The sequence below is a fragment of the Streptomyces pluripotens genome (assembly GCF_000802245.2).
Classification (GTDB): domain Bacteria; phylum Actinomycetota; class Actinomycetes; order Streptomycetales; family Streptomycetaceae; genus Streptomyces; species Streptomyces pluripotens.
On record NZ_CP021080.1, the window covers coordinates 6,952,452 to 6,968,808 of the forward strand.

Annotated in this window: 14 protein-coding genes and 3 pseudogenes; 12 read left to right on the forward strand and 5 right to left on the reverse strand. The window is 70.2% G+C overall.

The window, feature by feature from the left end; translation table 11 throughout:
* Nucleotides 1-71 precede the first annotated feature (71 nt).
* A complete protein-coding gene (locus tag LK06_RS30750) occupies nucleotides 72-986 on the reverse strand; it encodes a LysR family transcriptional regulator (RefSeq protein ID WP_039657780.1) in 915 nt (304 codons plus the stop codon).
* A 135-nt stretch (nucleotides 987-1,121) separates the two neighbouring features.
* Between LK06_RS30750 and LK06_RS34740 the strand changes: the two are divergent.
* Nucleotides 1,122-1,383 (forward strand): annotated as a pseudogene (locus LK06_RS34740) (hypothetical protein); the annotation flags it as partial.
* 219 nt (nucleotides 1,384-1,602) lie between these two features.
* On the opposite strand, the gene LK06_RS30760 reads toward LK06_RS34740, so the two are convergent.
* Entirely contained in the window at nucleotides 1,603-1,986 is a 384-nt protein-coding gene (locus tag LK06_RS30760) for a nuclear transport factor 2 family protein (RefSeq protein ID WP_039657781.1), read from the reverse strand.
* A gap of 315 nt (nucleotides 1,987-2,301) precedes the next feature.
* Here LK06_RS30760 and LK06_RS30765 point away from each other — a divergent pair, with 315 nt between their 5' ends.
* The 4 genes from LK06_RS30765 (at nucleotide 2,302) to LK06_RS30780 (ending at nucleotide 6,656) form a co-directional block, all read left to right on the forward strand.
* Nucleotides 2,302-2,712, forward strand: coding sequence for a hypothetical protein (locus tag LK06_RS30765; protein ID WP_043408356.1), 411 nt, complete (start codon nucleotides 2,302-2,304; stop codon nucleotides 2,710-2,712).
* A 73-nt stretch (nucleotides 2,713-2,785) separates the two neighbouring features.
* Nucleotides 2,786-5,125 (forward strand): FHA domain-containing protein, encoded by a 2,340-nt coding sequence (locus LK06_RS30770; RefSeq protein WP_043434657.1) that lies wholly within the window; start codon nucleotides 2,786-2,788, stop codon nucleotides 5,123-5,125.
* Between the two features lie 65 nt (nucleotides 5,126-5,190).
* A complete protein-coding gene (locus LK06_RS30775; protein ID WP_234367546.1) occupies nucleotides 5,191-5,685 on the forward strand; it encodes a hypothetical protein in 495 nt (164 codons plus the stop codon).
* Nucleotides 5,685-6,656 carry a serine/threonine-protein kinase gene (locus tag LK06_RS30780; RefSeq protein WP_043408350.1) on the forward strand — a complete coding sequence of 324 codons (972 nt, stop codon included), beginning with the start codon at nucleotides 5,685-5,687 and terminating at the stop codon, nucleotides 6,654-6,656. The genes LK06_RS30775 and LK06_RS30780 overlap by 1 nt, the downstream gene beginning before the upstream one ends.
* A 34-nt stretch (nucleotides 6,657-6,690) precedes the next feature.
* Here the strand turns inward: LK06_RS30780 and LK06_RS30785 are convergent, their stop codons facing one another.
* Entirely contained in the window at nucleotides 6,691-7,959 is a 1,269-nt protein-coding gene (locus tag LK06_RS30785) for a streptophobe family protein (protein WP_039657786.1), read from the reverse strand.
* A gap of 198 nt (nucleotides 7,960-8,157) precedes the next feature.
* On the opposite strand from LK06_RS30785, the pseudogene LK06_RS34745 reads away from it, so the two are divergent.
* From LK06_RS34745 to LK06_RS30810, 5 genes and pseudogenes are all read left to right on the forward strand, one after another.
* Nucleotides 8,158-9,384 (forward strand): annotated as a pseudogene (locus tag LK06_RS34745) (DUF6777 domain-containing protein); the annotation flags it as partial.
* A 301-nt stretch (nucleotides 9,385-9,685) separates the two neighbouring features.
* Nucleotides 9,686-10,150: an ATP-binding protein gene (locus LK06_RS30795; protein ID WP_039657790.1), complete on the forward strand. Its 465-nt coding sequence runs from the start codon at nucleotides 9,686-9,688 to the stop codon at nucleotides 10,148-10,150.
* A gap of 312 nt (nucleotides 10,151-10,462) precedes the next feature.
* Nucleotides 10,463-10,945: a VOC family protein gene (locus tag LK06_RS30800; RefSeq protein ID WP_039657792.1), complete on the forward strand. Its 483-nt coding sequence runs from the start codon at nucleotides 10,463-10,465 to the stop codon at nucleotides 10,943-10,945.
* 117 nt (nucleotides 10,946-11,062) lie between these two features.
* Nucleotides 11,063-11,857 carry a VOC family protein gene (locus tag LK06_RS30805; RefSeq protein ID WP_039657793.1) on the forward strand — a complete coding sequence of 265 codons (795 nt, stop codon included), beginning with the start codon at nucleotides 11,063-11,065 and terminating at the stop codon, nucleotides 11,855-11,857.
* 34 nt (nucleotides 11,858-11,891) lie between these two features.
* Complete coding sequence (locus LK06_RS30810) at nucleotides 11,892-12,587, forward strand: ribonuclease H family protein (RefSeq protein WP_043408344.1); 696 nt, start codon at nucleotides 11,892-11,894, stop codon at nucleotides 12,585-12,587.
* On the opposite strand, the gene melC2 is transcribed toward LK06_RS30810, so the two are convergent.
* Nucleotides 12,588-13,409: a tyrosinase MelC2 gene (gene melC2 / locus LK06_RS30815; RefSeq protein ID WP_039657797.1), complete on the reverse strand. Its 822-nt coding sequence runs from the start codon at nucleotides 13,407-13,409 to the stop codon at nucleotides 12,588-12,590. It abuts the gene before it with no gap.
* Between the two features lie 34 nt (nucleotides 13,410-13,443).
* Complete coding sequence (gene melC1 / locus LK06_RS30820) at nucleotides 13,444-13,884, reverse strand: apotyrosinase chaperone MelC1 (protein ID WP_039657799.1); 441 nt, start codon at nucleotides 13,882-13,884, stop codon at nucleotides 13,444-13,446.
* A gap of 343 nt (nucleotides 13,885-14,227) precedes the next feature.
* Here melC1 and LK06_RS30825 point away from each other — a divergent pair, with 343 nt between their 5' ends.
* Together LK06_RS30825 and LK06_RS30830 are read left to right on the forward strand one after the other, a co-directional pair.
* Nucleotides 14,228-15,424: an FAD-dependent monooxygenase gene (locus tag LK06_RS30825; RefSeq protein WP_039657801.1), complete on the forward strand. Its 1,197-nt coding sequence runs from the start codon at nucleotides 14,228-14,230 to the stop codon at nucleotides 15,422-15,424.
* A 293-nt stretch (nucleotides 15,425-15,717) separates the two neighbouring features.
* A pseudogene (locus tag LK06_RS30830) lies at nucleotides 15,718-16,320 on the forward strand (lipase family protein); the annotation flags it as partial.
* Nucleotides 16,321-16,357 lie beyond the last annotated feature (37 nt).

Consider the following 16,357-nt stretch of genomic DNA (forward strand, 5'->3'; position numbering starts at 1 on the left):
GCGGCCCCGCGTCCAGGTCGCGGACGCTCCGCGCCGGGTGGGCCGTGGCGTCGGCCGCCCCACGGCGCAGATCAGCGGGCCTGGGCCCCCGCGGGGGGTGACACCGGATCCGCCGTTGCGAGGAGCGCGACGAGCGCGCGGGCGGCCGGACTGGTGGCCCGTTCCGGCGGGAGCAGAGCGATGGTCTCGTACTCCGTCTCGCCCATGCCCTTGAGCGGCAGTGCCGCGAGGGAGGGCCGCTTGTGCCGGAAGTGCCGGGGCACGACCGCGATCCCGAGGTTCTCCTCGACGAGGTCCAGCAGACTGTGCACATCGTTGACCTCCAGCGCGACGGCGCGCCGCACCCCGGCCGCGGCGAACGCGGCCTCCGTCGTGCGCCGCGGGCCCCAGTCCGGATGGAAGTCGACGAAGACCTCACCGGCGAGGTCGTTCGGAGCGAGTACGGCCGTCGCCGAGGCGAGGCGGTGGCCGGGGTGACACAGCACCGTCATCGGCTCGCCGGCCAGGGACACCGAGCGCAGCTGATCGGTGTCCGGTTCGGTGCGGTAGGCGAAGGCCAGGTCGAGCCGCCCGGCCGCCACCTCTTCCGCCAATGCGCCGGAGCCGGTCTGCCGCAACCGGATCTCCACGTCCGGATGCCGCCTGCGGAACGCGGCCAGCAGCCGGGCCACGTGCACCCCGGCGATGCACTGCTCGGTGCCGAGCGCCAGTGTGCCACGCAGGACGCCCTGCACCGCGGCAACCGCCTCGTGTGCCGACCGCACCTGCGCCAGAATCCGCTCGGCCTCCACCAACAGCGCACGCCCGGCCTCGGTGAGGGTGACTCGGCGAGTGGTGCGCACGAACAGCGGCGCCCGCAGTTCCCGCTCCAGCGAGCGGATGGAAGCCGATAGGCCCGACTGGGACACCATCAGGCGCTCGGCAGCCCTGGTGAAATGCCGGTCCTCGGCGACCGCGACGAAATGCTGGAGTTGGCGCAGTTCCATGACTGAGAAGCCTATCCGCTGAATTTCAGCGAATTCTCCTGTTGGATCGCTGCCCGGCAAGAGTGGCACCGGTAGATCGCTGCGCCCGCCCTGGGAGCCGTGTTGTGCACCGCACACACCGCCCGGTACGCCGACATGCCCTACCGGCGTACCGGCGTACCGGCGTACCGGCGTACCGGCGTACCGGCGTACCGGACGCAGCGGTCTGAAGCTGCCGGCGCTCTCGCTCGGCCCCTGGCACAATTTCGGCCCCGAACGGCTGGCCGGGCCCCGACGTGCGATCCTGCGCTGAGCGTTCGACCTCGGCGTCACCCACTTCGACCTCGCCGACAACGACGGGTCGCCGCCTGGCGCAGCGGAATCCGCGTTCGGCGAGGCCCTGCGCGCCGACTGGGCCAGGGTTCCGCGGGACCCTGGCCCAGCTGGCCCTGGCTGGCCGTGACCCGATACACCGCGGGCGCAAGGATGCGCGCCGCGGGGCCAGGGGCGGAAGGTCTGTCGGCCCGTTCGGACCAGAAAGCACATGGGCTACCGGGCCGACCCCTTCCGGACGATGGTCCCAGCAGGACCGGAGGACGCGCCGTCGCGCGCGGTACCCGTCGTTGCGCGGATCCCGTCAGGCACCTTCCGGAACCCGGTCCAGGAAGCCCAGTACCTGCCGGATTCGGCCCTCGTCGTCCAGCGTGACCACATCGAAACCGGCCACCGGTGCCGAGCCGTCCGTCTCGTTCACCAACTCCCAGCCGAAGCGCGCGGTGTCGTGGTGCCCGTCCACCGTGCCCAGAGGACGGAACACGAAGCCAGGGAACTGCTCCTGGGCCGCTGCGATCACGGCCGCGATCTGCTCGTGCCCCCGGACATCGGCGAGGGGGTCGGTGTAGCCGCCGTCCGCGGTCCAGGCCGCGGCCACCGCCTTCTGGAGGGCTGCCGGCCCGGTGGCGTTCCAGGCTTCGAAGTAACGGGCGGCGGCGTTCTCGTAGCGATCGGTGTGCACGGACATGGCGAATCAGCCTCCGTCGAGGTCGCATCTGCTGGTCAGGTCCCGGATCGAGATTCGCCGACCCGGTGCGACCACCATGCTCGAAGTAGCCCGGGTGAGGCGATTACCTCTGGCGTCATGCCCGGGCGACCGTCCTCGCCCGGTCCGTTCCGGCCGGGGCCGGCGGTGAATATGCCAACAGACTGGCCGGAAAGTCGTGGTGACAGGGTTTCGGCAGTGGCGATACTCGAATGTCAGGGGCACTTCACCGCACAGGAGCCGTACGGAGAGCGAGGGGCCTGGCTGGCCAGCATCGAAGCTACGGGGGAGTGAGGCGTGCACGACGAATTCCTGTGCCACGTGACGGCGTACGGCACGTGCGACGGCAGGCGCATCGGCGTACCGCTGGGCACCTATCGCGCGCCGACGCTGGCACTGGCGCTGTGGTGGCTGCGGGACCGGGCCTCCTGGATCGCCGAGCGGCTCGATCCGGCGCCCGGGGGCTGCGCCGTCCCGGTGGGCGCACTGGTGCCGGTCGCGGACACCGTGGCCGACGTACCCGCTCTACTGCGTGCCTGGTGTGCCGACGACGCCCGGCAGGAGCTGGCGGCCGACGAGTTGTCCGGCGGTCGGCTGGTGCGGATCGCCGCCAGCGACGACACCACCGAGTACGAGTTGCTCGCCGAATCCGTTGACGCCGTGCGGATGCAGCGCACCCTCCCGGCACTCGTCGTGACCGCCCCCTGAGCTGTGTCCGCGGACGTGCCACGTGTCGGGATCGAACGGGCACACGAGTGGGCCAATCGGTACAATTCTGGGCATGGCGGAGCGGCCGATCGCCCCGACGGCGCCTGAACTTGTCCTGGAGACCGACACGGGCTCCACGGTGATGAGCCCGGGCCACGACTATCAAGTCGGACGCGATCCGTTGAGCGACATCGTCTTCGACGATGCCCGGGTGTCGTGGCACCACGCCGTGTTGCGCTGCGACCGGAACCGCTGGACGCTGGCGGACCGGCACAGCACCAACGGCACGTACGCCGACGGCCACCGGGTCCACGACTGCGACGTCCGGCCCGGCAGCGAGATCCGCTTCGGCAACCCGGCCGACGGCCCCCGGGCGGTCCTGGTCAGTGCCCCGGACCCCACCCCGAACCGCCCTACCGAGGTCTCCCTGCCCAAACTGACCGGCACCTTCCGCAGGCCCACCAGCGTCCGCCCGCTGCCCGCGCGCACCATCCGCATCGGCCGGGCTCCCGACAACGACCTGGTCGTGGACGACCTGACCGTCTCCCGCCGGCACGCCGAACTGCGCGCTCACACGGACGGCACGTACGAGATCCTCGACGTCGGCAGTCACAACGGCACCTACCTCAACGGCAGCCCCGTCAGCCGTGCTCCCGTCGGTTCCGGCGACATCATCGGTATTGGTCATTCGGCGTTCTGTCTCGTCGGTGACGAACTCCAGGAGTACGTCGACACCGGCGAGGTCTCCCTGGACGTGCAGGAGCTCACCGTCGCCGTCGACCACGGCCGCAAGGTCCTGCTCGACCACGTGTCCTTCCCGGTGGGGGAGAAGTGCCTACTCGCAGTGGTCGGACCGAGCGGTGCAGGCAAGTCCACGCTGCTGAACGCCCTGACCGGGCAGCGGCCCGCCGATCGGGGCACCGTCCTGTATGACGGCCGTGACCTCTACCGGGACTACGCCGAACTGCGCCGGCGTATCGGTCTCGTGCCCCAGGACGACATCTTGCACCCCCAGCTCACCGTGCGCGCCGCCCTGGCCTACGCCGCCGAGTTGCGCTTCCCGCAGGACACGGCCAAGGCGGAGCGGCGGGCCCGAGTGGACGAGGTGATCCGGGAACTCGGCCTCGAACAGCGCGCGGAGCAGCCCGTGCACAGCCTTTCCGGCGGGCAGCGCAAGCGGGTCAGCGTGGCCCTGGAACTGCTCACCAAGCCTTCCCTGCTCTTCCTGGACGAACCGACCTCGGGGCTGGACCCGGGTATGGACCGGTCGGTGATGAACATGCTGCGTGGCCTCGCCGACGATGGCCGCACGGTCATCGTGGTCACGCACAGCGTCCTCAGCCTGAACGTCTGCGACCGCCTCCTCGTGCTGGCTCCCGGTGGCAGGGTCGCCTACTACGGCCCGCCCGGTGACACCCTCGCCTTCTTCGGCTTCGATCACTGGCCGGAGGCCTTCGAGGCCTTCGAGCGCGACCGCCAGCGGGACTGGGCTCGCGAGTACCGCGAGTCGCCTTTCCAGCGGCACTACGTCACCCAGGCCACCAGCCAGCCGCACCACCCCGGCCCGGCCCCGCTCGCCCCCGTGTCGCCGCCCCGGCCGCGTAGTTGGGGTGCCCAGCTCGCCACACTGGTCCGCCGCTACACGGCGGTCCTGGGCGCCGACCGCACCTTTCTCGTCATCATGATCGCCCTGCCCTTTGTGATGGGGGCCATGGCCCGTGCCCTGGCGGGGGGCCGGCTCGCCCGGGACAGCGCGATGAACGCGCTGCTCATCCTGTGTGTGGGCGCGGTGCTGACCGGAGCCGCGAACGCGGTCCGTGAACTCGTGAAGGAACGCGCTGTCTATCAGCGCGAACGCGCTGTCGGTTTGCCCAGGTCCGCCTATCTGATCTCCAAGGTGGTGGTGCTCGGCACGGTCACGGTCGCGCAGGCCGTCGTCCTCACCCTCGTCGCCCTGCTTGGTGTCGACCTGAACGCCCCCGGGGGCAAGGGCGTTCTCCTGCCGCCACTCGCCGAACTGACCTTGGCGGTGGCTCTGCTGGGGTTCACCGCGATGATGCTCGGCCTGCTGGTCTCCGCGTTGGTCCGCAAGGAGGAGGTGACGATGCCGCTGCTGGTGCTGATCGCCATCATCCAGGTCGTCTTCTGCGGCGCCCTGCTCCGGCTCCATGGCGTACCCGGCCTGGAGCAGCTGTCCTGGCTCGTGCCCTCCCGCTGGGCACTCGGTGCCATGGCCGGGACGGTCGGGCTGTCACGGCTTGTTCCCGGCACTCTGGCTGCCGATCCCCTGTTCCGGCACTCGACGGGCGTATGGCTGCTCAACCTGGCCATGCTGCTGGTGCTGTCCGCCGTCTACGGCGTCGTGGTCGGCTGGCTGCTGCGCCGGCAGGAGCCGGCCGTGATGCGGAGGTAGGCGAGCCGATGACCGTATCGTCGTCTCGCGGATTCCGGGCCACGCACGTCGTCCCCCCGCGCGGCATGCCCGCCTGGGAAGCTCCGGACCCGGCCCGGCCGACCGTGTCCCTCGACCCGCTGCTGCCGGTGCAACTGGTGGAGTGGCGGGGCGACTGGGGACATATCCGGTGCGCCAATGGCTGGGCCGCCTGGGTCGACGGCCGCCACCTGGTCGCCGTGCCCGAGGACCCGCCCGCCTCCGACGCCCCCGCCGGCGCCGCCGATCCGCGCCCCCTGCTGGCCCGTGCCGAGCAGGACCTGGCCGACTACCGGTCCGCGATCGAGGCACTGGCGGCGGGAGGTCTGGACGGTGAGGCCTTCCAGGACCGCACCCGGAACCTCCGCGTCGGGATCGTCGTCGACGGGGAGTCGGTGTGGATGTACGACGCGCGGGAGGGCCGGTGGATGTACGGCGACGGACGGCGCCTGAGCACCTACGCCACCGACCGGTCGGCGGCCGGCGCGGACGAGTCCGGACACGCCCCGACCCGGCTGGCCGCGCCCGGGGGTGAGCGCTGATGGCGCGGGAGTCCAGCCTGTTCTCGGGGCGGCCCTCGGAACTCATCGGACGTCAGGTGGCGAACTACCTGGTCGAGAGCGAGATCGGGCGGGGAGGCATGGCCGTCGTCTTCCGTGCACGCGACCTGCGCCTGGGCCGCACTGTCGCACTCAAACTGCTAGCCCCCGAACTGGCCCGCAACGACACCTTCCGGAAGCGTTTCACCCACGAGTCCCAGGTGGCCGCCGCGATCGACCACCCGCACATCGTGCCCGTCTACGAGGCCGGTGAGACGGACGGGGTGCTCTACATCGCCATGCGGTACGTCGCGGGCAGCGACCTGCGTCACCTCCTCGATCGGCGCGGACCGCTTGCGTTGCCGGACACCGTACGGATCGCGGGGCAGGTGGCCTCGGCCCTGGACGCGGCCCACGAGCACGGCCTGGTCCACCGGGACGTCAAGCCCGGCAACATCCTGGTCGCCCAGGGCACCGACAGCGACCACCCCGAGCACGTGTACCTCACCGACTTCGGCCTCACCAAGAAGTCGCTGTCGCTGACCGGCTTCACCAGCGTCGGCCAGTTCGTCGGCACCCTTGACTACGTGGCCCCTGAGCAGATCTCTGGCCGCCCGGTCGACGGACGATGCGACGTCTACGGCCTCGCTTGCGTCGTCTGCGAAGCCCTCACCGGCCGTCCGCCCTTCCAACGCGAGGACGACATGGCGCTGCTGTGGGCCCATCAGTACGACGAGCCGTCTCCGCCGAGCGCGGCCCGGGCCGGCCTCGACCCGGCTGTCGACCCCGTCTTCGCCAAGGCCCTGGCCAAGAACCCAGATGCCCGATACGACACCTGCCTGGCCTTCGTCGCCGCCCTCCGCGCGACCTGTGCCACACCGCCGACCACCGTCCGCACGGCGACCGAGCCGGATCACGCACTGCCCGCCTCCCTCCGGCCCCCGCACTGGGCCGCGCCGGTATTCCGCTCCTAGTGCCGCGGTAGCGCGGTAGCCCGGGGAGGGTGGATCAGACCCCGTTCACCTCGCCCCGGCGGTGCACCGGCCGTGCCAGCAGGCCGCCCAGGAAGCCGGCCACCAGCCCCCACAACACGCCCAGGCCGACCGCCTGCCACAGCTGGGGTCTGAGGAACAGTTCCCCGGACAGACCGCCGCCGAGATCGCCGATGCCGAGCAGGGACAGGCCGTAGTGCGCCGAGATGCGCCCCACCAGGCAGATCATCAGCACGGTCAGGCCGAGTGCGACGGCCAGGTGCACGGCGTGCTGCCAGGGACGGAGCCGGGCCGGTGAGCGGACCGCCATCCAGAAGGCGACGGTGAGCAGCAGCACTGCGTCGACCACCACCAGCCACCACCACCGGCCGTCGTAGCCGGTGAGCGAGCGCAGGTTCAGCACAGAGATGTCGGGGGTGCGCAGGATGACGTCCAGGACGTGCGGCATCGGCAGCCCGAAGGGGCCGCCCACGCGGCCGTTCCAGGTCGCCCCGAGACCAATGGTGAAGGCCGGCCAGACCAGATTGGGCAGGCCCAGCAGGACGACCGCGAAGGTCGTGGGGACGTGCCCGCGGGTGGCCGCCGTGATCAGCGCGCTGACCAGGCCGACGGCGACACAGGCGAGGAGCAGGATCACCATGGCGTGAGCCGCCGGACGCACCGTCTCCTGGAGGCGCAACAGCCGGCCCGGCAGGGGAGCCCCGCGCGCGACCAGCAGCGTCAGCAGGAGCACGCCGGACAGCCACAGCAACCCGAACAGCACGGTCAGCGGCACGTTCGTGGTGAACCCGATCTTCGGTGTGGCACCGAACAGATCCGTGAGGTCGCTGAGCGCGCCGCTGCCCAGATCGACGGCGAAGGTCTGCCGTGCGGCGAAGGCCAGGCCGATCAGTACCGGCAACCACAGCACGGCGATCCGCGCGGCCCAGCCGGCCAGTTCCCTGGCCGAGGCGACCGCCCGGTGCCGCAACGGACGCAGGAAGGCGGTGCCGATCACCAGGGCCCCGGCGAGCGTCACCGACAGCGGGATCACGGTGAGACCGGCTTGAGTCTTGGCGAACACACCGACGTCGCCGGAGACCTCCAGACTGCCGCCGACCGCGGCGACCACGGTCGCGGCCACCACCCTGGGAAACGCGCCGTCCGGCAGATCCGCCGCGCCGGCCGCCCATAGTCCCAGCGCTGCCATCAGCACCATGACGGCCAGTGCGGTCAGCACCGCAGCCACGGCCTGGGCCCAGCCGTGGCGGGCGACGGGGCGCTCGGAAACGGTTGGAGGGCTCACGCTTGCCACGCTAAGCAGCGTCCGCCCAGCCCGCTCGCCGGGTGGGCCGTCCGCGCCCGCTTGCGAGCCGCACCATCCTGTGACACACAATGGGCTCAATACGGCCAAATGCACCAACCGTCATGTGCAGGAAGATTTGTGCATCATTTGACCGAATAGAGCCGCGCATCGCGACGATCGCGACGGGAAGAAGTGCCAGTGAGCATGGAACCTCCGTCCTCCAGTCACCCCACCGGGCCGCCCTCCGGACCCCTGTCCGGTTCGAACCGGCCCCCCTCCGGCCCTCCGCCCTCTCAGCCACCGGGCGGCGGTACCGGGCCCAAGGGGCCCCGTGGGCCGTGGTGGAAGTCCGTACCGGGCGTGGCGGCCCTCTCCGCCGCCGTGGTCGTCGCCGTGGTCCTTGCGGTGGTCTTCACCCGTCCGGGCGGTGGCGGTTCCTCAGCCCAGGGGGGCGAGGTCTTCCTGCAGTCCGCGAACAGCACGGGCCAGGATCCCTTCACGGAGTCGACCGCGAAACAGAGCTCCGTCCCACCGGAGCCCTCGGCCCCTGCCGCGCCCACCGGGGCGGCCAACGAGGTGCGCGCAGTGGAGGGCGGAGCGCCCGGCCTGTACGGCGGCACCGAGAAGGTCGCCGCCTGCGACGTGGGGCAGCAGGTCAAGGCCCTTCAGGCCGATTCGGCCAAGAACCGGGCCTTCGCCTCCGTGGCCGGTGTGCAGCCGTCCGGTGTGCCGGCCTATCTGCGTTCCCTCACCCCTGTCCAGCTGCGTGTCGACACTCGTGTCACCAACCACGGCTTCCGCGACGGCGCCGCAACCAGCTACCAGGCCGTTCTTCAGGCGGGCACCGCGGTTCTGGTTGACGGACGCGGTGTCCCCAGGGTGCGTTGCGCGTGCGGCAACCCGCTGACCCAGCCGGTCCCGCAGCGGACCGCACCGAAGCCGGTGGGCCACCGCTGGCCGTCGTACCAGCCCTCGAACACGGTTGTGGTGACACCCGCGCCAGCCACCGTCAACGTCTTCGTGCTCTACGACCACCGTCACAACGGCTGGATCCATCGTCACCGCGGCGACCACAGCGGCCGCCATGACCAGCAGGCCAAGCCCCCGGCGGACCCGCACCCGTGGATCCCGCCAACACCGGGCAAGTCGAGCCGGCCACCGTCCCCCTCCCCCTCGGGAACCCGGCCCCCTACGTCCTCCTCGTCCACCTCCACCTCCCCGTCCACCTCAACCTCCCCGCCCACCCCTCCGTCTGGGTCCTCTTCGTCCACGTCACCTCCGTCCTCGTCACCGCCGGGTTCGAAGTCCCCGGAGTCCAAGTCGCCGGGTTCGAAGTCGCCGGGTTCGAAGTCGTCGTCGGTAGGGCGCCCGTCCGAGACGCCCCCGGCCGAGTCGTCGTCGGCGTCCTCGGGCCCCACGTCGGCCACCACGGCCACCACGGCCACCTCCGCACCCCGGACGTCGGTGACTTCCCGGTCCGCGACTTCGGGGGGTGGTTCGCCCACCTCGGCGACTTCCGTCCGGCCGGCGACAACGTCCACGTTCCCGGGATCGCCCGACACCGGCTCGCCGACGGCCTGAGCGGTCCGCGGTGTCGGGCCCGGTAGTGTGAGCATCACCACTCTGCGCGGTCGGCGAACGGATTCGGTGGACTGTCCGGCTCCGCTCGGGGTACGAGCCCGGTGCAACAGGCGACCGGCCGGACCGGGCTTTCGAGAGAGACAGCATGACCGAGTACCTGGGCGGGGCAGCGATACCGACTGGTTTCGACGTACCCGTGGAACCGCTGCGACGCGCGGCGCACTACACCGGCGCGCCCGGATGCATCGCCGAGGCGCGGGCTTTCACGGCCCAGTTCCTGGACCAGCTGAGGACCGAGTGGTGCGCCACCGGGATCCGCGTCGACGGTGAGCTGCTCCTGGTGGTCAGCGAGCTGATCACCAACGCCGACCAGCACAGCAGCGGCCCGTACATCCTGGAACTGGAGGGCACCGGCAGCTACGTCTGCGTGTCCGTGTACGACAGCAGCTCGGCCCTGCCCAGCAGGTACCCCAAGGACCCCCGACGCGTCGGACGGCATGGTCTGGAGATCGTCCACGCCCTGGCCTCGGAGGTCACCGTGGAGCGCGTACCCGTCGGCAAGCGCGTGCAGGCTCGCTTCGAACTGAAGTGTGCAGCGCTGAAGCGCTGACTGCGGACGATCGTGCGCCGTAGTCCGGGCAAGGCGCCCCACCGTTCCCGCGACCAGCTTGGCCCGGCCGCCCCACCTGGCCGCGGAGCCCCGTGTGCCGAGGCTGCCGGAAGGAGGCCAGGGCATCGCCGTCCAGCAGGCCCGGTTCCTCCGGTGCTGCGGTGTTTCCGCCCCGGTCGAATTCGGTCGAGAGTCCGGATGCCCCGCGCGATGCGCGCTCGCCCATCCGGATGACCCGGCTGTGCGACCGATGAGTTTCGCGTCGAGGATCGGTCGGTAGAGAGAACCGCGTTCCACCTCCGGGAGGTGCTCATGACCACCGACGGATTCACCACGTGCCTCTGGTTCGACGGCCAGGCCGAGGAGGCCGCGCACTACTACGTGTCGGTCTTCGAGAACTCTGCCCTCGGCCGGGTGGGGCACTACACCGAGGCCGGTCCCGGCCCAGCGGGCTCCGTGCTGGCCGTCGAGTTCACGGCCAACGGTCAGAAGTTCGTCGCGCTCAACGGCGGCCCCGAGTTCACGTTCAACGAGGCGGTCTCCTTCCAAATCCTCTGCGCCGACCAGCAGGAGATCGACCACTACTGGGCCAAGCTCACCGAGGGCGGCGGCCAGGGTGGTCCTTGCGGCTGGCTCAAGGACAAGTACGGCGTTTCCTGGCAGGTCGTCTACCAACGGCTGATCGATCTGATCAGCGACGCCGACCAGGAGAAGGCCGCCCGCACCACCAGGGCCATGCTCGCCATGGGCAAGCTCGACGTCGCCGCACTGGAGCGGGCCTACGCGGGGGAGTAGCCGGGCGGTCACCGGCCGGCACCGAGGAGACGGGCCACCGGTACTCGGCGCGCGGGCCGACGGCGGGGTGGCTAGCGTGAGGAAACGGGACAGAACGACACGGGAAGGAGTGCGGGCATGGCCGTGCAACCCGAGGGAACGCCCTGCTGGGCGGATGCGATGTTCAGTGACGTCGAAGGGGCGAAGAAGTTCTACGGCGAAGTCCTCGGCTGGACCTTCGGTGAGTCTTCGTCGGAGTACGGCAACTACACCCAGGCCTACGTGGACGGCAAGGCGGTGGCCGCTGTCGTCCCGCCCATGCCCGGCCAGGAGGGCCAGTCTCAGTGGTGCCTGTACTTCGCCTCGCCGGACGCCGCCGCCACGGCGGCGAAGATCCGGGACAATGGCGGCGAGGTGCTGATGGAGCCGATGCAGGTCGGTGAGTTCGGCACGATGTGCCTGGCCCGCGAACCCAGTGGAGCCGTGTTCGGCGTCTGGCAGGCCGGCAGCCATGAGGGCTTCGAGGTCACGGCGACCCCGGGTGCTTACTGCTGGGCCGAGGTGTTCACTCGGGAACCAGGCAAAGCTGACGGCTTCCTCTCCGCCGTTTTCCCCTACCGGATGAAGGAGATCGAGGACGAATCGGTCGACTTCCGTATGTTCGACGTCGGCGACAACACCGTCCTCGGCCGGATGCGGATGACTGACGACTTCCCGCCGGAAGTGCCGTCGTACGTCAACGTCTACTTCACCGTCGACGATTGCGACGCGGCCGTCGCCCGGGCCGCCAAACTCGGTGGTGTCCTGCGTTTCGGGCCGATGAGCAGCCCGTTCGGCCGGTTCGCGGCGCTCAGCGACCCGCAGGGCGCGAACTTCTCGGTGATCGACATCACGACCACCGAGGGTGAGATGCCGAAGACCAAGGACGTCTGACCCGGCCCGGGCCGGCGACGGACGCGGGCATGGCATGATCGTGCGCATGCGTGAACGTGTGGTGGCCGCGTGCGACGGGGCTTCGAAGGGAAACCCTGGACCGGCCGGATGGGCGTGGGTGGTGTCCGAGGGCGATGAGCGGACCCCTGCCCGCTGGGAGGCGGGCCCGCTCGGTCGGGCCACCAACAACGTTGCCGAACTGACCGCGCTGGAGCGGCTGCTGGCGGCAGTCGACCCGGACGTACCGCTGGAGATCCGGATGGACTCCCAGTACGCGATGAAGGCCGTCACCACCTGGCTGCCCGGGTGGAAGCGCAACGGTTGGAAGACCGCCGCCGGAAAGCCGGTCGCCAACCAGGACCTGGTGGTCCGTATCGATGGACTCCTCGACGGCCGTGCCGTCGACTTTCGCTACGTTCCCGCTCATCAGGCCGACGGTGACCCGCTGAACGACTTCGCCGACCGAGCCGCCAGCCAGGCTGCCTCCGTCCAGGAGGCGGCCGGCAGTTCCCTTGGTTCCCCCGAACCTCCCGCGTCACCCGACACCCCCAAGGCGGGGCCCCCGCGCCGGAAGGCGCCCCGCCGCAGTGGCGGCGGAGCGTCCTCCCGCACCATCAAGGCGAAGTTTGCGGGCCGCTGCCTGTGCGGCCGCTCCTATGCGGCAGGCGAGTCCATCGCCAAGAACGCACAGGGCTGGGGTCACCCGGAGTGCCGCTCCGCCGAGGCCTGATCAGGTGTCGAACGTGTAGAACCCGGTGTGATCCAGCAGGTCCGCCGGACGTACGTCGTTCCACGGCTTCATCGTCTCGTCCAGGTCCACGACGTCCGGTGTGCCACCCGTCGGCACGTACCCGGAGCGAGGGTGCCGGCGCTGCCACTGGGCCCACAGCTTGTCCACGTAGGCGTGGTGCAGCCAGAACACCGGGTCGTTGGGGGAGACGCCGGTGGCCATGTGCCCGCCCACCCACACATGGACCCGGTTGTGCAGGTTGACCCCGCGCCAGCCCTCCAGGTGATTGCGGAATCCGTCCGAGGCGCTGTTGTACGGTGCCATGTCGTACGCCGTCATGGCCAGTACCGAATCCACCTCGGCGCGTGTCGGCAGCGCGCGTGCGTACCTGCCGAGCGACCGGCGCAGAAACGTGCGGCCGTCCACCCGCACCGTAATGGGCCAGTCACCGGTGGACGCGGCGAACGGACCGTCCGTCACCCGGCCGTCGAAGCTGCGTCCGGTGCCGCCGAGGAAGTCCGGTGCCCACAGCGAGGCGCGAACCGTCCGGTCGGTGCTCCAGTCCCAGTACGGCAACGCCACCGAGGCGTCCACCGACTGCAGTGCGCGTTCGAAGTCGAGGAGGAACTTGCGGTGCCAGGGCAGGAAGGACGGCGAGCGGTGGCCGGTCCGCTCGCCGTTGTCGGTGTCCGACATGATGAATTCGTTGTGCGTGCGGACGAAGTCGTCGTAGCGTCCGCTGTGCTTGAGTTCGAGGACGGCGGCAACGAACCGTCGCTTTTCGTCTGCGGTCAGCGTGGCCTGGTTCTTGCGTACGGTCATGACGAGCGGGCTCCGGAAGTCCTTGTGGCGGCGGTCAGTTGAGGGGAAACGGCAGCAGCGCTGCGCCCTGCAGTTCGTTCACGGCGGCCCGGGCGGCGTCGTGCGGGGTCGCCACCGGGTCGTAGTGGCTCACCACGCTGATCCAGGTTCCGTCGGCGTTCCGCATCACGTGCAGTTGCATCCCGTCCACGAACACCGCGTAGCCGCCACCGTGTTCGTGGTGGTGACCTCCCTCGCTCGACGGACGGCCCTGTATCCGGCGCCCCCGGTAGACCTCATCGAACGCCGCTGGCACGGTGTGCTCTCGGCCGGTCGTCGTGGCGGCCGAGGCGCCCGGAAGGCCGCGGGTGCCAGGGGTATCGGGCGAACTGCGGGTGACCGCCAGGGCGTCGGGTGCGACGGCGGTCACGGCGCCGGCCGTCGCCGCGAGTGCGGCCGCCGCGGTGAGCGCGCGGCGCCGGGTGATGTCGGGCATGCGGGTCCTCCTGGAGGGTCCTGGTGGTGAGGTGGTGACTTCGCATGCCTATCGAGGGGTCGGCGAACGGGGGAAATCGCTCGGAATCAGTTGGCTACGATTCAGACAATTATGTACAACTCGTACAGAGTTGAACCAGGGTGATCTTGCCTGGGTGGCGGGTCGACTCGTTCCGGAACGGGCAATTCCTTGCTGGGGCCGCCGGGTTTGCGGCGATCCTTCCCGCGGGCCGCCTGCCTGAGTGGTATGGCTCACCGCGTCAGGGTGACGCGATCGCACGGCCTGGAGGCGCTGCTACTCTGCGGATCTGAATGCCTACGCCTGGTTACTTTCTGGGAGTGCAGTGAAGGTCGTCTGTGTCGGAGGAGGGCCCGCGGGCCTCTACCTCGCCATCCTGCTCAAACGGCAGGATCCGTCCCGCGAGATTACGGTCCATGAGCGCAACCCGGAAGGCTCCACCTACGGTTGGGGTGTCACGTACTGGCGCGGGCTCCTCGACAGGCTGCAGGCCTACGACCCGGCGTCAGCGCGTGCGATCGAGGAGGCGTCCGTCCGCTGGAGCGAAGGCGTCGCACACGTACGAGATCTGACGACACGCCATCAAGGTGACGAGGGTTTCGGAATCGGCCGCCAGCGGCTGCTCGACCTGCTCGCCGACCGCGCCCGGATCCTCGGCGTGCGCCTGGAGTACGAGAGCGAGATCACCGAACCGCCCACCGGTGCGGACCTCGTGGTCGCGGCCGACGGGGTGCACAGCACCCTGCGCACCCGCCGTGCCGGGCACTTCGGAACCGAGATCGTCCCGGGCCGCAACCACTACATCTGGCTCGGCACGACGAAGGTCTTCGACGCCTTCACCTTCGCCTTCACCGAGACCGAGCACGGCTGGATCTGGGTCTACGGCTACGGCTTCAGCGGCGAGCAGAGCACATGCGTCGTCGAGTGCTCCCCTCGGGCGTTCACCGGACTCGGCTTGGACCGGGCGAACGAGGGCGAGCAAGTGGCCCTGCTGGAGCAGCTGTTCGCGCGTGTGCTCGACGGACATCCCCTGATCTGCCGTCCCGGCACGGCCTGGCTGAATTTCCGCACCGTCACCAATCGCACCTGGCACCAGGGCAAGTTGGTGCTGCTCGGGGACGCGGCCCACACTACCCACTACTCCATCGGCGCCGGCACCACCCTCGCCCTGGAGGACGCCATGTGCCTCGCCGACTCCCTGCGCACGCACGCCGACCTGCCCGATTCCCTCGCCGACTACGAGCGCCGGCGCAAGTCCGAACTGCTGGCGGCGCAGAGCGCAGCCCGCCACAGCGCCCAGTGGTACGAGAACCTGCCCCGCTACGTCAATCTGCCCCCGCACCGGATGTTCGCTCTGCTTGGCCAACGCCACTCGCCACTGCTGCCGTACATCCCCCCACAGCTGTACTACGGCCTCGACAAGGCGGCCGGGCGGCTGGAGATGCTGCGCAGGTTCAAGCGGTGGCTCGGCCCGAGGGCCGCACGGGCCCTGCACGCCCGCTCGGTCGGGCGTCGGCGCTGACCGTCCTGGTCCCGCACTCCAGCAGCCGCCCCCTGCACGGAAGGAGCCCCGTTCCCGTGGCGGTCCCCCTCTCGTTCGATCAGAACTCGACCGGTTACGGCTTGCAACGTGCCCTATTGGCTGGCCCGTGCAGCCGACCTCGCCTATCAGGACCGTGCCGTCATCGACGAGCCGGCCACCCGCGGGGGCTTCGACCGGGTGCGGCACCACGAAACCCGCTTCGCCCCGCCCTTCCCGTTGTATGACACCCGGTCCCGCACCCTGGCCGGGGACAAAGACTCGTCACGGCTTTCCGCGGTACCGACCCCGCACAGATCAAGGACTGGCTCTGTGACGCCGGGGCCCCGGCACGGCCCGGTCCCGGCGGCAACGGCCATGTCCACGACGGCTTCGGCCACGTGCTGGACCAGGTCTACCCGGCCGTCGTCGGCACCCTCGCCGAACTGCGCACCGACGGGCAGGGCGTGTTCCTCACCGGACACGGCCTGCCCGTCGGTGCCCTCGCCATGCTGGTTGGTGCCCGGCTGTACCTGGAGAAGCCACACCTGGTGGTGGACGGCGTCTACACCTACGGTCAGCCGCGCACCTGCGACCGACTGCTCGCCGAGGCGTTCCACAACGGATTCGGCGGCCGAATGTACCGCTTCGTCAACGACGCCGACATCGTCTCCCAACTCCCGCCCGAGCCGGCCTTCACCCATGTCCGAGCGCTGCGTTACTTCGACTCCCACGGCCAGTTGCACGACTGCATGCTGATGCTGTCGGTCCTCGCCGACCGGGCCGGGCAACCGGCCGCCGAGGCCTTCGTGCCCACCTCCGACGGCATCCGCGACCATTTCATGCGCAGGTATCTCACGGTCTGCAGAAGAACCTCACGTGACCAGGGCTCCGCCTGACCGTGCGTGCCGGATACAGCCCAGTGAACGGCGTTGG

What these genes read in the sequence shown, in the direction of transcription:
- LK06_RS30800 (WP_039657792.1), top strand. Translation starts at nt 10,463, where the DNA reads ATGACCACCGACGGATTCACCACGTGCCTCTGGTTCGACGGCCAGGCC.
- LK06_RS30795 (WP_039657790.1), top strand. Translation starts at nt 9,686, where the DNA reads ATGACCGAGTACCTGGGCGGGGCAGCGATACCGACTGGTTTCGACGTA.
- LK06_RS30805 (WP_039657793.1), top strand. Translation starts at nt 11,063, where the DNA reads ATGGCCGTGCAACCCGAGGGAACGCCCTGCTGGGCGGATGCGATGTTC.
- LK06_RS30775 (WP_234367546.1), top strand. Translation starts at nt 5,191, where the DNA reads ATGCCCGCCTGGGAAGCTCCGGACCCGGCCCGGCCGACCGTGTCCCTC.
- LK06_RS30750 (WP_039657780.1), bottom strand. Translation starts at nt 986, where the DNA reads ATGGAACTGCGCCAACTCCAGCATTTCGTCGCGGTCGCCGAGGACCGG.
- melC2 (WP_039657797.1), bottom strand. Translation starts at nt 13,409, where the DNA reads ATGACCGTACGCAAGAACCAGGCCACGCTGACCGCAGACGAAAAGCGA.
- LK06_RS30810 (WP_043408344.1), top strand. Translation starts at nt 11,892, where the DNA reads ATGATCGTGCGCATGCGTGAACGTGTGGTGGCCGCGTGCGACGGGGCT.
- melC1 (WP_039657799.1), bottom strand. Translation starts at nt 13,884, where the DNA reads ATGCCCGACATCACCCGGCGCCGCGCGCTCACCGCGGCGGCCGCACTC.
- LK06_RS30770 (WP_043434657.1), top strand. Translation starts at nt 2,786, where the DNA reads ATGGCGGAGCGGCCGATCGCCCCGACGGCGCCTGAACTTGTCCTGGAG.
- LK06_RS30760 (WP_039657781.1), bottom strand. Translation starts at nt 1,986, where the DNA reads ATGTCCGTGCACACCGATCGCTACGAGAACGCCGCCGCCCGTTACTTC.
- LK06_RS30780 (WP_043408350.1), top strand. Translation starts at nt 5,685, where the DNA reads ATGGCGCGGGAGTCCAGCCTGTTCTCGGGGCGGCCCTCGGAACTCATC.